Annotated in this window: 12 protein-coding genes; 8 read left to right on the top strand and 4 right to left on the bottom strand. The window is 60.3% G+C overall.

The features are described from left to right. Positions 1–173: 173 nt before the first annotated feature. Together C9E81_RS01420 and C9E81_RS01425 are read right to left on the bottom strand one after the other, a co-directional pair. Positions 174–1,184, bottom strand: a complete 1,011-nt coding sequence (locus tag C9E81_RS01420; protein ID WP_122111113.1) for a Gfo/Idh/MocA family protein — start codon at positions 1,182–1,184, stop codon at positions 174–176. 256 nt (positions 1,185–1,440) lie between these two features. Continuing rightward, positions 1,441–2,454, bottom strand: coding sequence for a LacI family DNA-binding transcriptional regulator (locus C9E81_RS01425; protein ID WP_122110531.1), 1,014 nt, complete (start codon positions 2,452–2,454; stop codon positions 1,441–1,443). A 469-nt stretch (positions 2,455–2,923) separates the two neighbouring features. Here C9E81_RS01425 and C9E81_RS01430 point away from each other — a divergent pair, with 469 nt between their 5' ends. Genes C9E81_RS01430 through C9E81_RS01465 form a run of 8 tightly spaced genes read left to right on the top strand, consistent with a single transcriptional unit; the run spans position 2,924 to position 11,422 of the window. Next, the gene (locus C9E81_RS01430; RefSeq protein WP_122110532.1) at positions 2,924–3,937 is read left to right on the top strand and encodes an SIS domain-containing protein; all 1,014 of its coding nucleotides are present in this window, start codon (positions 2,924–2,926) and stop codon (positions 3,935–3,937) included. A 28-nt stretch (positions 3,938–3,965) separates the two neighbouring features. Next, positions 3,966–5,285, top strand: coding sequence for an ABC transporter substrate-binding protein (locus tag C9E81_RS01435; RefSeq protein WP_122110533.1), 1,320 nt, complete (start codon positions 3,966–3,968; stop codon positions 5,283–5,285). A 12-nt stretch (positions 5,286–5,297) separates the two neighbouring features. Beyond that, positions 5,298–6,260 (top strand): carbohydrate ABC transporter permease, encoded by a 963-nt coding sequence (locus C9E81_RS01440; protein WP_122110534.1) that lies wholly within the window; start codon positions 5,298–5,300, stop codon positions 6,258–6,260. 2 nt (positions 6,261–6,262) lie between these two features. Then, a complete protein-coding gene (locus C9E81_RS01445; RefSeq protein WP_122110535.1) occupies positions 6,263–7,117 on the top strand; it encodes a carbohydrate ABC transporter permease in 855 nt (284 codons plus the stop codon). Positions 7,118–7,137: 20 nt separating this feature from the next. Then, positions 7,138–7,992, top strand: coding sequence for a sugar phosphate isomerase/epimerase family protein (locus tag C9E81_RS01450; RefSeq protein ID WP_122110536.1), 855 nt, complete (start codon positions 7,138–7,140; stop codon positions 7,990–7,992). Beyond that, complete coding sequence (locus tag C9E81_RS01455) at positions 7,989–8,864, top strand: PfkB family carbohydrate kinase (RefSeq protein ID WP_243698453.1); 876 nt, start codon at positions 7,989–7,991, stop codon at positions 8,862–8,864. Before C9E81_RS01450 ends, C9E81_RS01455 begins: the two co-directional genes overlap by 4 nt. Positions 8,865–8,866: 2 nt before the next feature. After that, positions 8,867–10,303: an NAD(P)/FAD-dependent oxidoreductase gene (locus tag C9E81_RS01460; protein ID WP_122110537.1), complete on the top strand. Its 1,437-nt coding sequence runs from the start codon at positions 8,867–8,869 to the stop codon at positions 10,301–10,303. A gap of 15 nt (positions 10,304–10,318) precedes the next feature. Continuing rightward, positions 10,319–11,422, top strand: coding sequence for an ABC transporter ATP-binding protein (locus C9E81_RS01465; protein WP_122110538.1), 1,104 nt, complete (start codon positions 10,319–10,321; stop codon positions 11,420–11,422). A 125-nt stretch (positions 11,423–11,547) separates the two neighbouring features. Here C9E81_RS01465 and C9E81_RS01470 read toward each other — a convergent pair whose 3' ends face one another. Together C9E81_RS01470 and C9E81_RS01475 are read right to left on the bottom strand one after the other, a co-directional pair. Beyond that, positions 11,548–12,321 (bottom strand): MBL fold metallo-hydrolase, encoded by a 774-nt coding sequence (locus C9E81_RS01470; protein WP_122110539.1) that lies wholly within the window; start codon positions 12,319–12,321, stop codon positions 11,548–11,550. A gap of 132 nt (positions 12,322–12,453) precedes the next feature. Next, positions 12,454–12,864 carry a pore-forming ESAT-6 family protein gene (locus tag C9E81_RS01475; RefSeq protein ID WP_122110540.1) on the bottom strand — a complete coding sequence of 137 codons (411 nt, stop codon included), beginning with the start codon at positions 12,862–12,864 and terminating at the stop codon, positions 12,454–12,456. Positions 12,865–13,011 lie beyond the last annotated feature (147 nt).

The following is a 13,011-nucleotide window of genomic DNA, read 5'->3' on the forward strand; positions in this document are numbered from 1 at the left end:
CTACAGATCACCTGTTCGTAGCGTTCGCTATCGCCATAACGTTGGGCCTGGGTAGCGTGGATACGCCGAATATGCCTCCGCCGATGATGACGGCGGTTTCAATTGCGAGGGCGGCGGAGCTCACGATGGTTCTTCTGCAGGTTTTGATGTTACGTTTTCCGAACCATGCGGGATCAGGTTGCCACCGGCTCCCACTGACCGCTTGCAGCGGCGCGCATCAGGGCCTCGATTGCGGAAGCATTGCGGATCGCATCCTCGGGACCGTTGAGCGGAGCCTCATCACTTACGATCGCGCGGGAGAACTCCTCGGCCTGCAACCGGTATTGATCTGCGGGCGGCAAGACTTCGATCTGGCGGTCCTTTCCCAGCAGGTTCGAACCGTCATCGATGATCAGCCGCGCCGCGTGATCCGACGGGCAGTTGAATGGCGCATCAAAAAGCATGTTGCCCCCGGCACCAAGGATTGTCATCTGCTGCGTCAATGCCGATTGCGTTGCGACGGTAAAGCCCAGATGCGCGCCACTGGGAAAACGGATCGCTCCGGTAGTCAGCCGGTCGGTGCCGAATGCCGGATCACGATCCATCACGACGCAAACCGCCTCGGGTTCGGAATCGAAAAACCACCGACCGGCCCGAACCGCATAGCACCCGATGTCATAAAGTCCACCACCGCCGATATCGGCCCGGTTGCGGACATTTCCGGGATCGGTATTTGAATAGCTGAACAGCACCTGGATCGCCGAAGTCTTGCCGATCCGTCCCTCTCGCAGCAATTCGCGTGCCCGCACCCATTGCGGATGGTGGCAGACCATGAACGCTTCGGCCACCTGACGGCCCGCAGCCAACGCCGCCTCGGCGACCTGCCTTGCCTCGGCCTGGGTCATGGCCAGCGGCTTTTCGCATAACACATGCTTTCCCGCCTTCAACGCCTGCAGGGTAACGGGCACATGCAGATGATTGGGCAGTGGATTGTAAACCGCGTCGATCTCGGGATCGGCCAGCAGGTCGTCATAGCTGCCATAAGCGTGCTCGATTCCGAACTGACGGGCCACATCCTCGGCGCGGTCCTGCTGTCGGGAGGCGATAGCGCGCAAATCGCAACCTGCCGCTACGCGCAATGCGGGAAGCATCGCCTTGATACCGATTCCGGCGGTACTGAGAACACCCCAGCGAACAGGCTTCATATCGATTTCTCCGGGTTTCGCGTGATTACAGGACATCGGCGAAGAATTTCCTCAACCGTTCGATGCGTGGAGCCGTAACGAGCGGCTTGGGCGAACCGGCTGCCGTCACCTTGCCTTCATCCATGAAAACGATCTGGTCCGCAACAGTGACCACAGCCCATGGTCACGCCACGACGTCCCAGATCCGCCATCAGGCACGGATTGATCAGAAATCACTCTGGCCGCATCGGGTCGCCATATTCGCCACTGCGCCACCTCAAACCGGCGCCACCGATCCGCGGATGATCAACCTGGTTGCGAATTTATGGTGCTGCGGCTCGGACTTGTCGCCGTCGATCCGCTTCAACAGGATTTCGGCGGCCAGCGGCCCGATCTTGCTGATAGGCTGTGCCACCACGGTAATCTGCGGATCTATGAATGTGGCCAGATCAAAATCGTCAAAGCCAATAAGCGAGACGTCGCGCGGCACAGAAAGCCCCATTGCCCGCAGGCCAACCAGTACGCCCTGCGTCATCAGGCTGTCGACCGTAAAGATTGCAGTTGGTTTCCGCTCCCGGCTGAACAGGCGAATGGTCGCGTCAACGGAATGCTTGATCGTTGATCTGGACACGGCGATCAGGCGCTCGTCAGCTTCGATCCCATGCGCGGCAAATGACTGCCGATAGCCCGACAAACGTTCCTGCGCGGTGAAAATGCGCGCCTCATCTCCCAGAAACGCGATCCGCCGGTGTCCGTTGGAGATCAGGTAATCAATTGCTTCCCGTGCCCCGCCCTCGTTATCGACCAGAATACTGTCACAAGCGATCCCCTCCGCATAGCGGTCGATCATGATCAGGGGGGCACCTTCGCGGCTCATGCTTTCGAAATGCTTGGTTTCGGCAGCCGAAGTCGGCGCAACGATCATGCCCCGGACGCTGAGCGCGCGCAGGCTGTTCAGAAGTTCTTTCTCCTGCTCGATATCCTCTTCGCTGCTGGCGATCAGGAGGTTGTGCCTGTGCCGCCGCAGATGCACATCCAGATCATGGGCAATCCGGGCGAAGAACGGGTTTTGTATATCGCCCGGGATGAACCCCACAAGCGGCAGATCACCCCGCCTTAACGCCTGCGCCACGCGGTTTCCACGATATCCAAGCCGATCGGCTGCCTCAAAAACCCGCAATGCCGTCTCGTCCCCGACATAACCATACCGGTTCAGCGCCCGCGCGGCGGTCGCCCGCGAGACATTGGCAGCGGCAGCAACATCTTTCAGGGTCACTGTCTTGCGCGTCACATTCGGCTCCCTTGTTGCCGGCAGGTTTGCCCCACCATTCGCGGCATCTCCTCAGGCAGCCGATAACCACTGTTGGGGCCCAAGGCAAACCGCAGCCACAGGCGCGAGTCGGCAATGCCGATTCCCAGGTTAGCAGTCATGGTGAATGCCCGAACGAAGAAGGAATCCACCCTCCGGAGGCGTAAAATTTCTGATGTAAATCCCGTAACCAACTATAATCAAATAATATATATGTGTTATTAAAAATACTTTCACGGCACTTGCCAGATTGAAAATTTTGTGTGACGCTCAATGTGAGATCGGTATCACGTCTTACCTTAAGACTGGGCCGATTTTTTTGAAACGACATGTGAGATCGGTATCATACAATCCGACCAAGCAGGAATCCATCTGCCGCGCGCGTCGCAACAGCCCTTCGCACCGGCGCGCGCCCGACAGGTTGGCAGCCCGAAAAAACAAGGAACGCGAGATGCTAAACTTCGACAAGGACCGTTTTCTGACCATCCAGGGCGGCGCGGTCAGCATGGCCAGCGACATGCGGAAGCTGGTCGGTGAACTGCTGTCCTCGGGGATCGAAAGAGTTTTCTTCATGGGCACGGGCGGTGTCCAGTTGCTGACACTTCCGGCCATAGAGCTGGCCTCGCGGCATTCCGTGTTTCCCATCTCTGCAGCATTGCCGGCGCAAGTCGTGCTGGCCCCGCCAGCGGGCCTTGACGGCTCCGCCCTCGTGGTGTTGCCCTCGCTGTCCGGCACGACGAAGGAAAGCGTCGAGCTATTGTCATTCCTCAAGAAGACGGGTGCAAAGACACTGTCCCTGACCGGCCATTCCGACACTCCGCTGGCGCAACAGGCAGACTACAACTTTACCAATTTTGCCGAAGACGACACATCGTCGGAATCCTTCTACCTGCAAACCCTCCTGCTGGTTCTGGCAATCCTGGATGAGCGCGGCGAAATCAAGCATTACGACCGGATCGTCGCCGAGCTGGAACTGCTTCCGGCCCTGCTGGCCGATGCCAAGGCGGCATTCGAGGACGAAGCTGCCCGGCTGGCGGCAGAGATCAAGGATGAAACCTATCACATCTTTACCGGGGCGGGTTCCGCCTGGCCCGAGGCGCATTATTACGGCATGTGCATTCTGGAAGAGATGCAGTGGATCCGCACGCGCCCGGTTCATGCGGCGGATTTCTTCCACGGAACGCTCGAACTGGTCGAACCCGGCGTCAGTATTTTCGTGTTCAAGAGCGAAGACGCCTGCCGGCCACTTTCCGATCGCGTTGAGAATTTTGCCCGGCGCTACACCGACAAGGTTCGCATCCTCGACGCGGCAAGCGTGAAACTGCCGGGTATCAGCGGTGATGTGCGGGCGATGATTTCCCCGATCCTGCTGGCCAGCCTGCTGGAACGGCTGAGTGCGCATCTCGAGGTGCTGCGCGATCATCCGCTGACCACGCGGCGCTATTACAAGCGCGTCGAATATTGAACACAACCAACAACAGGGGAGAGTAAAAATGAAAACAAGCAAATACATGAAAACAGTTCTATTGTCGGCCTGCTCGGCCATCGGCCTTGCCGCGGCGAATGCCGCCGCGGCGGAGGTTGTCGTCGCAGATCCCGATGCACAGGTCGATCACAGTGGCACCCTATCGATCCTGACGAAATTCGGTTCTCAGCAATTGTCGCCCTATTTCGCCGATATCGCCGAAAAATATCAGGAACTGCATCCGGATGTCTCGATAGAGCTTATTCAGGAAACCGACGACAGCGTGAAAGACAAGACCAAGACGCTGGTCGCGACGAACTCACTTCCGGATATCTTCTTCACCTGGACGGGAACCTGGGGCGGAAACTTCATCCGCGGCGACCGCGCGGTCGACCTGACCGCGGTTGTCGGCCCGGACACGGAATGGGGCAGGACCCTGACTCCGGCCGCATTGGACGCCTTTGTCTACAATGACCGCAATTTCGGCGTCCCCTTATATCTCGACGCCAAGTTCATGGGTTACAACAAGAAAATCTTCGCCGATCTCGGCATCGAGGTTCCGGAAAGCTTCGAGGAGCTTCTGACAGCCTGCGACAGTATCCGTGATGCCGGCATTACGCCAGTTTCGTTGGGTAACAAGGAATCATGGCCCGTTGTCCATTATATCGGCCAGTTGGTCGCCTATAACGTGCCCACCGAAACCTTGAAGAAGGATTTTGATCCTGCGACCGCGGAATACAGCGATCCGGGTTATATCGCGTCACTCCGGCAATTCGATGAATTCCGCAAGCGTTGCACGGACGGTGCGCCCAACGGCATATCTTACGAGGCTGCTGTGCAGGCGTTCAGTGACGAGAAATCCGCCATGTATTATCAGGAAATCCTCGAATTCGATGAGTCCGCCACCGAAGAAACCACGATGAGACCCGAAGATTTCGGGTATTTCACACTCCCGGTTCCCGAGGGCGCCAAGGGCGATCCGAACGCCATCGAAGGCGCCCCGGAAGGCTACATGGTCAGCGCGGCCTCGGATAATATCCCCCTTGCCGTCGACTTCCTCAAGTTCCTGACTTCGCAGGAAAACGGCAAGATCCTTTCGGCCAGTCCCTATGGTCAGCCCAGTGCGGTGATCGGCGGCTCGGACGAGGCGACGATGAATCCGAACGTCGTGGCCGGCATGGCCGATATCGACAAGGCCAGCTACCTGATGCCCTGGCTCGACACGGTGAACCACCCGCGCGTCGCGGCGGCCTGGCTTACCAGCCTGCAATCGCTGACCAGCGGCGGCATGACCCCCGAAGAGGTCATGAACACCGTGCGCGACGCGGCCTCCGCAGCCGACCAGTAAGCGATTCCGGCGATGGAGGCATTCCGGCAAACACAGGGTGGCGCGGCCTCGCGCGGCGGCGCCACCGACATGCAGGGCCCATCCCCGGCGCGGCGGCTGTTCGACAAGTTGCTGTCGCTCAGATGGGTGTTGCTCGCGGTGATCATCGTCAGCGGCTTCATCTACATTCCCATCGTAGAGAATTTCCGCGTCAGCATGACCAACCGTGATATCTTCACCGGTGAAGTCAGCAATGTCGGGCTGGCGAATTATCAGCGCCTGCTCGACGATCCGGTGGTCTGGCGCGCGCTTCTGAACAACACGTTCTATGCCCTGATCTCGATCGTCTTTCAGGTCTTTTGCGCTTTCATTCTTGCCGCGATCATCGAAGGTCTCCGCAGCCGCCGGGCAAGAAACTTCTGGCGCGCGGTCTATTTCATCCCCTCGGCAATCTCGACGACTGTCACCGGGCTGCTGTTCTATTTCATCTACCAGCCCGATGTCGGACTGATGGATGCCGCGCTGAGTTTTCTGGGGCTGGAACAATTCTCGCATCCGTGGCTGGCGCTGGAAAGCACTGCCATCTTCGGGATCATCGCCATGAGCCAGTGGCAGGGTTTCGGCTATTCCACCCTGCTGTTCTCGATCGCGATCCAGAAGATCCCGCGCGAACTCTACGACGCCGCGACCATGGATGGCGCCGGCCCGGTCAGGCAATTGTTCAGCATCACATTCCCGATGGCCCGCGAGATGTCCGGCCTGATGATCATCGTGACCATCACCGGCGCCTTTCAGGTCTTTAACGAGGTCATGGTGATGACCGGTGGCGGCCCCAGCAACAGCAGCCAGGTTCTGGGCACATGGCTTTATCAGCAAGCCTTTATCCTGAACGATTTCGGCTACGGGGCCGCGATCGCCGCGATCATCTTCGCAGTGACCATGCTCACCGGCATCGCCCAAGTCTGGTATACTAGAAAACGGAGGGTGCAATTGTGACAATGCCTGCTCCCGCATCGCAAGCCGCACCAGCCAACATATGGAGCACCCTCGCCCGGGCCGTCCTGCTGGGCTTCCTGCTATGTCTGGGCATTCTGGTGATCTATCCGCTGCTATGGATGGCGTTAAGCGGCTTCAAGACCAATTCACAGATCTTCAGCGCTCCCTTCGACCTGCCCACGGGTTTTTCATGGGCAAACTATGTCGCGGCATGGAATCAGGGTGTGCGCAGCTTTCTGTTTTCCAGCATCGTGGTGACTGCGGCCTCGGCGGCCTGCACCGTTCTGATCAGCGCATGGACTGCCTATGGCCTGACCCGGACCCGGATGCCGGCAAAGCCCGTCATCACGGCCTTGATCCTTGGCGGCATGATGCTCAGCCCCACCGTGGCACTGATTCCGCTGGTGCGGATGATGCAATCGATCGGGCTCTACAACACGCATTGGGCGCTGATCATTCTTTACACCGCCTTTCGCATTCCCTTCACCACCTTCCTGATCCGGGCCTATATGCTGGAACTGCCCTCCGATCTGGACGAGGCGGCACGCATGGACGGCGCCTCTGACGGACAGATATTCTGGCGGATCATGCTGCCGCTATGCCGGCCGATCATCGTGTCCAGCGTTATCCTGCACATCCTGTTTGCCTGGAACGAATATCTCTTTGCGATGATCTTCACCAGCGATCTGGACGTGCAGACCCTGCCGGTGGGCCTGACCTCGCTGATGGCAAAGCATGGCACGAATTATGCGCAGGTCTTCGCGGCAATGACCATCTCGGCCCTGCCCATCGTCATCCTGTTCTTCCTGATGCAGCGGTATTTCATCCGCGGGCTGACGGAAGGCATCGGCAAGTAACTTATCGGAACAAGGTTTTCATGGCCAAGCTAGCCACTTCCCAACTGATCGGCTCGAATTTCAGCTTTCAGCATGTCCCGTTCGAGATCGTTGCCCGGACCTTGCGCGAACACGGGCTTTCGCGAATGGAGCTTTGGGGGATCGCTCCGCATCTGGATCTGTTCCGTTCAAACGCCGCCGATATCGCTCGGCTGTCAGCTATCCTGTGTGACAACGGCATATCGGTCTGCTGTCTGACGCCCGAGCAGGTGCTTTACCCGGTCAATATCGCCTCGGGCGATGCCGCGTTCCGCGAGGCCAGCATCGCCCATTTCCTCCGGGCAACCGAGATCGCCGCGGAACTGGGGGCGGAACATATCTTCCTGACCTCGGGCCGGGGTTTCGAGACCGAACCCGCCTATATCGCTTGGGATCGCTCGGTCGAAGCTATCGCGCGCATCGCCGATCATGCCGCCACGCTCGGGCTGCGCTGTCTTCTGGAGCCGTTGCAGAGGGTCGAGAGCAATATCCTGCTGGATGCCTCGGGGTTGCAGCGGATGCTGAAGGCACTGGGGCGCGACAATATCGATATCGTGCTGGACTTGGTGGCAATGCAGGCGGCGGGCGACAGCGTGGCGGATTATGTCGAACGCTTCGGATCACTTCTTGCGCATGTGCATATCGCCGATGGCAAGCCTGCCGGGCATCTGGTCTGGGGCGACGGGGAACTGCCTCTGGGTGACTGGCTCGATCAACTGGCCGCCATCGGCTATCGCGGCCGCCTTTCGTTCGAGCCTTTCGGTGATGGCAACTATGCCCTGGAGCCGGTGACCGCCTTGAAGCGCAACCTTGCGGCCATTGCCCCATATCTGGACGGCGAGGTGACCTGGTCATGACGGATCCGATCATCAACCGCAGCACCAGGCTTGTGGCGGTGGGCGACAATTGCCTGGATGTCTATGTTGATCAGCGGGTCATGGCGGTCGGCGGCAATGCCCTGAATGTCGCGGTGCAATGGGTGCGGCACGGCTGGCCCGCCCGATATTTCGGCGCCGTTGGAGAGGACGCCGAGGGCAAGATGCTGCTGGAGGAGGTTGCCACAGCCGGCCTCGCGCAACGGGATGTCGAGCGCCGCCCCGGCGACACTGCCGTGACCCTGATCCGTGAAAGGGCGGGCGACCGGCATTTCCTGCTCGAAGAGCTTGGCGTCGGTGAAGGTTACCTGCCCTCCCCCAACCGTCACGCGACACTGCGAGATGCGGATTGGGTGCATCTCGGCACCCATTCCGATGCCGCCCTTGTCCGGCGTCTTGTCGACGAGCAGGTGCCGTTCAGCGTCGATGTCTCGACCCAACCGCAAAGCCTCGCATTGAGCGGCGTTCCATTGGTATTCGCATCCGGTCCCGAGGCGGCGGACACCCCCATCGAACCGATGGTCCATGCGCTTCTTGACAGCGGTGCGCACAAGGCAATCGTTACCTGCGGCAGCCGGGGCGCATGGTTCCACGACGGGACGGTTCTGCATCACTATCCCGCCGAGAATATCGAAACCATGGACACTTGCGGTGCAGGCGACAGCTTCATTGCCGCTTTCCTGACCGCCTATTGCATGTCCGGAGCAAGGCCACAGGACGCCATGGCCGAGGCGACCCGCGCCGCTGCCCGGACCTGCCTGCACAAAGGCGGCTTTCCGCAAAAGCTTCGCCCGGCCCCGGACTGGCTGTTGGCCAAATACGCCGACATCATCGACGCCGCAAAGGAGTGCTGAGCATGCCCCCCATCACTTTGCGCCAACCGGTTCTGCCTCCCTCTGCCGATCGTTCCTTCTGGCTACAGGATATTGACGCGCAAAGCGTCACCGAGCCTTTGGCGGGCAGCCAACAGGCGGATATCGTGATCGTCGGCGGTGGCTATACCGGTCTGTGGACCGCGCTGCGCCTGCGCGAACAGGCGCCGGAAAAGCGGATCATGGTGCTTGAGGCCGGACATTGCGGCTCGGGCGCCTCCGGGCGGAATGGCGGGCAGATCCATTCCTGGTATGCCGAGATTGATCAGCTGGCCGCAGTGGTGGGCGAGCAGGAAGCGCGGCGCCTTTGCGCCGACACAGCCGATAGTATTGCCGAGATCAAGGCGCTTCACGACCGGGGCCTGATCGATTGCGACCTGCGTCTTGACGGCTGGCTCTGGACGGCCAGTTCGACGGCCCAGGAAGGGGCATGGTCACAGGCTGTCGCGATGACCGAGACTGCCGGCGCCGATCGTTTCCGGTCGCTTGACGCAGACGAAATCCACCGTCGCACCGGTTCACCCGTATCCTATACCGGGGTCGTGGAACCCGATGCCGGTTCCGTTCATCCGGGCAAGCTGGCCATTGGCCTGCGTGATCTGGCCACTGCGCGCGGCGTGATCGTCCATGAGAACTCGCCTGTTCTCGAAATCCATCCGGGCCCGGTCTGCCGCCTGCGCTGTTCCTCCGGCGAGGTCACTGCGCCAACGCTCGTGTTGGCTGCCAATGCCTGGCTGGCCGGAATTCCCGAGTTGCGGCAATATCTCTATATTGTGCAAAGTCAGGTCATCGCCACGGCGGAAATCCCGCAACGCTTGGACAAATTGGGCTGGCGCGATGGGGCGGCAATCTGCGATTCCCAACGTCAGGTTCTGTATTACCAGCGGACACCGAAAGGCCGGGTGATCTTTGGCCATGGCAGCGGACTGACCGCCTTTCGCGAGAATTTCGGCGCCGAGTTCAATCGCAGCACCAAGCGCGGGCGCGACAATGTCGCGGAACTTCGCCGCGTCTATCCCGAACTGGCGGATGTCGAGATCACCCATGACTGGGCCGGCCCCATCGACTGCTCGGCCGATCACCTGCCGGTCATCGACCATTTGGCCGATCATCCCAACATCTTCTTCGGCATGGGGTTCAACGGCACCGGCATTGCCCAGACCCCGATTGCCGGCCGCATCCTGGCCAGCCTTGCCCTTGGCAGCCGCGACCGCTGGAGCGAAAGCAGGCTGGTCGGCATCGGCAAACGCCTCAAGCTGCCCCCTGAACCTTTCCGATATCTTGGCGGCAGGTTGGTGCGCGCCGCCATTCGCCGCCGCAACGCACTGGAAATTCGAAATGAGCGGCCGGACCCGATCACCCGCGTCCTGTCGGACATGACCCCCGGGCGCCGACCCGCCTGCACCACGGACAAGCCGTAACTGGAGTTTCGCGAAATGGCCGAACTGACAATCCGTCAAGTAAGGAAATCATATGGCGCGATGGAGGTGCTGCATGGCATCGATCTCGATATCGAGAAGGGCGAGTTCATGGTCTTTGTCGGCCCTTCGGGCTGCGGCAAGTCCACGCTTCTGCGCAGCATTGCCGGGCTGGAAGACATCACCTCGGGAGAGTTGCGCATCGAGGGCCAGCTCATGAACCATGTCCCGCCCTCGAAACGGGGCATCGCCATGGTCTTCCAGTCCTACGCGCTTTACCCGCATATGACAGTGCGCGACAACATGGCCTTCGGCATGAAGATCGCCGGCATGAAAAAGCCCGAGATCGAACAGCGCATCCGGCACGCTGCCGATATCCTGCAACTGGGCGCCTATCTGGATCGCCATCCCAAGGCGCTGTCCGGCGGGCAGCGCCAGCGCGTCGCCATCGGACGGGCCATCGTTCGCGACCCCCGGGTGTTTCTGTTCGACGAGCCCTTGTCGAATCTGGATGCCGCATTGCGCGTCGCCACCCGGATCGAGATCGCCAAGCTGAAACAGGCCATGCCCGATACGACCATGATCTATGTCACCCATGATCAGGTCGAGGCGATGACGCTGGCCGACCGCATCGTCGTGCTGAAGGATGGTTATGTCGAGCAGGTCGGTGCCCCGAAAGAGCTATATCGTTGCCCACGCAACATGTTTGTCGCGCAATTCATAGGTTCTCCGGCGATGAATATCATCGAGGGCAGGATCGTCCATAACGGCGGTGACCACGTGACCGTGGAACATGCCGCAAAAGGCACTGCCGAAATCGCGCTGCACATGGAGGAGGAGGTGATCGGCCGTTCCGTTCGCATGGGCGTCCGCCCAGAGGATCTGTCACTGGCCGATGACGGCCCTCACATCTTCTCCGGCACTATCGACCATATCGAGCATCTGGGCGAGGTCCAGCTGGTGCATCTCGATGTCGGGCTTTCCAATCAAGCGGTGATCGCAAAGCTCGCGGGATTACTGGATCTCGCCCGTGGGGACCAGATCCGTCTGCGCACTGCGGCGACATCGCTGCACCTGTTCGATGATCAGGGAGAGCGGCTGAACGGGCCGGCAGGCGGTTGATCTCAGGGAAATCCACTGCTTGAAACCGGCCTGGACGATGTGCCCTCCAACCTTTCACCACCCCTGGCAAGGATTTTCCGTTCTCGATCAAAGGGAAGATCCGATCAGCGCGCCCGGCTGCAAGCTCAGCTTTCCCCTTCGGGATACCAATCCGCCACGATGACCAGGCTGCCCGAGCCACCGGCCTCGACCAGCCGGGCGAATTCGTCGATGTCGCTGCCACGGTGATGGTAGGGGAACACGACCACGGGCCTGAACGCGGCGACGGCCTCGGCTGCCTGCTCTACCGTCATCGTATAGGGCAGGTTCATTGGCAGGAAGGCGGCCTCGATATCGGTCAGTGCGAGCATCTCGGGCGTGGGTTCGGTATCGCCGGCGATATAGAAACGCTTGCCACCGATGGTCAGCACATAGCCGTTGTCGCGGCCCTTTGGATGATACTGCAGCCGTTCCTCGGTGATGTTATGCGCGGGCAGCGCCTCTATCCGCAGATCCAATACCTCGGCCATGTCGCCATTGGCCATCGCGCTGGCGCGCTCCTTCATCTCCCCGGGCAGCATGTCATGCACGGCAGGGTTGGTGATCAGCCGCACGGCGGGCAGCGCCTCAAGCGTTGGCAGATCGAAATGGTCTCCATGCTCATGAGTGATCAGGATCAGCTCGGGCTGGGGCAGGTCGGCATAGCTGGCACCGCCGCCGACCGGATCGACATGAATGACCCCGCCCGGCGTTTCGATAACCATCGAGGCATGGTCCACGGGGTGAAAAATCACCTCGCCGCCATCAACAGGATAGCGGAAGGTCTTTGCGACTTCCTGGGTGGCGGCAAATCTTGGCAAGGCATTGGCGCCGATGGCGGCAGCGGCAAGCGTCAGCCCGGTGCGGCGGGTAATAGGCATGAGGGAATCTCCTGGTGGCAACAAGGCGTAACGGTAACACCCAAAGCCGGTGATGGTTCCCATCATTTTCCATATGCAAACGGGCCGGCGGATGTGCCGGCCCGTTTGCTGTTCGTCGACTTCGGGAAGCGCTCAGCCTTCGGGAAGCTGTGCCGCCACCTGATTCACCGCAGCCTCGATCTGCTGGCATTGCGCCTCGACGGTGGTATCCTGCTGGCTGGAGGCCTCCTCCAGCGATATCTCGTTGCCAGCCGCGGCGACGGTTCCCTCGCTGCCCTTCTGTTCGGCCGTGTCGCCTGCCGCAGTGTCGCCCTCGGGCAACATGCCGATCATCTTCTCCTGGGCGGCGACCGCTTCGGAGCCGGTAAAGCCCTGCGCTTCGCAGTATTTCAGAATGCCGAGCTGGTTGCGCGCAGCCTCGTAGGCGACGGCAGGATCCGTGGTGCTTGCTGCCGGTGCCTGCTGCGTCTCGGCCGTGTCCTGCGCGAAGGCAGCGGATGCGGCGAGCGTAACGCCCAGAGCGAAAGCGATTTGGCGGAACATATATGACTCCTTTTCCGTCAATGAGTGCGCATGCCTTGATGCGCTATCTGCCTAACACTGTGCCCGGAGAATGGTTCGGGTCATTCGACGCAAAGCGGGATTCGGTGCGGAACCCCGCCGATGGAAGCGTTTTGACAGCCGTTCGAT

Origin of the sequence: Paracoccus alkanivorans (genome assembly GCF_003697785.1) — a bacterium.
Taxonomy (GTDB): Bacteria; Pseudomonadota; Alphaproteobacteria; order Rhodobacterales; family Rhodobacteraceae; genus Paracoccus; species Paracoccus alkanivorans.

Excerpts from the sequence above, each read along its gene's own strand:
- C9E81_RS01470 (WP_122110539.1), bottom strand. The coding sequence starts at position 12,321 with ATGCCTATTACCCGCCGCACCGGGCTGACGCTTGCCGCTGCCGCCATC.
- C9E81_RS01435 (WP_122110533.1), top strand. The coding sequence starts at position 3,966 with ATGAAAACAAGCAAATACATGAAAACAGTTCTATTGTCGGCCTGCTCG.
- C9E81_RS01475 (WP_122110540.1), bottom strand. The coding sequence starts at position 12,864 with ATGTTCCGCCAAATCGCTTTCGCTCTGGGCGTTACGCTCGCCGCATCC.
- C9E81_RS01465 (WP_122110538.1), top strand. The coding sequence starts at position 10,319 with ATGGCCGAACTGACAATCCGTCAAGTAAGGAAATCATATGGCGCGATG.
- C9E81_RS01420 (WP_122111113.1), bottom strand. The coding sequence starts at position 1,184 with ATGAAGCCTGTTCGCTGGGGTGTTCTCAGTACCGCCGGAATCGGTATC.
- C9E81_RS01460 (WP_122110537.1), top strand. The coding sequence starts at position 8,867 with ATGCCCCCCATCACTTTGCGCCAACCGGTTCTGCCTCCCTCTGCCGAT.
- C9E81_RS01440 (WP_122110534.1), top strand. The coding sequence starts at position 5,298 with ATGGAGGCATTCCGGCAAACACAGGGTGGCGCGGCCTCGCGCGGCGGC.
- C9E81_RS01430 (WP_122110532.1), top strand. The coding sequence starts at position 2,924 with ATGCTAAACTTCGACAAGGACCGTTTTCTGACCATCCAGGGCGGCGCG.
- C9E81_RS01445 (WP_122110535.1), top strand. The coding sequence starts at position 6,263 with ATGCCTGCTCCCGCATCGCAAGCCGCACCAGCCAACATATGGAGCACC.
- C9E81_RS01450 (WP_122110536.1), top strand. The coding sequence starts at position 7,138 with ATGGCCAAGCTAGCCACTTCCCAACTGATCGGCTCGAATTTCAGCTTT.
- C9E81_RS01455 (WP_243698453.1), top strand. The coding sequence starts at position 7,989 with ATGACGGATCCGATCATCAACCGCAGCACCAGGCTTGTGGCGGTGGGC.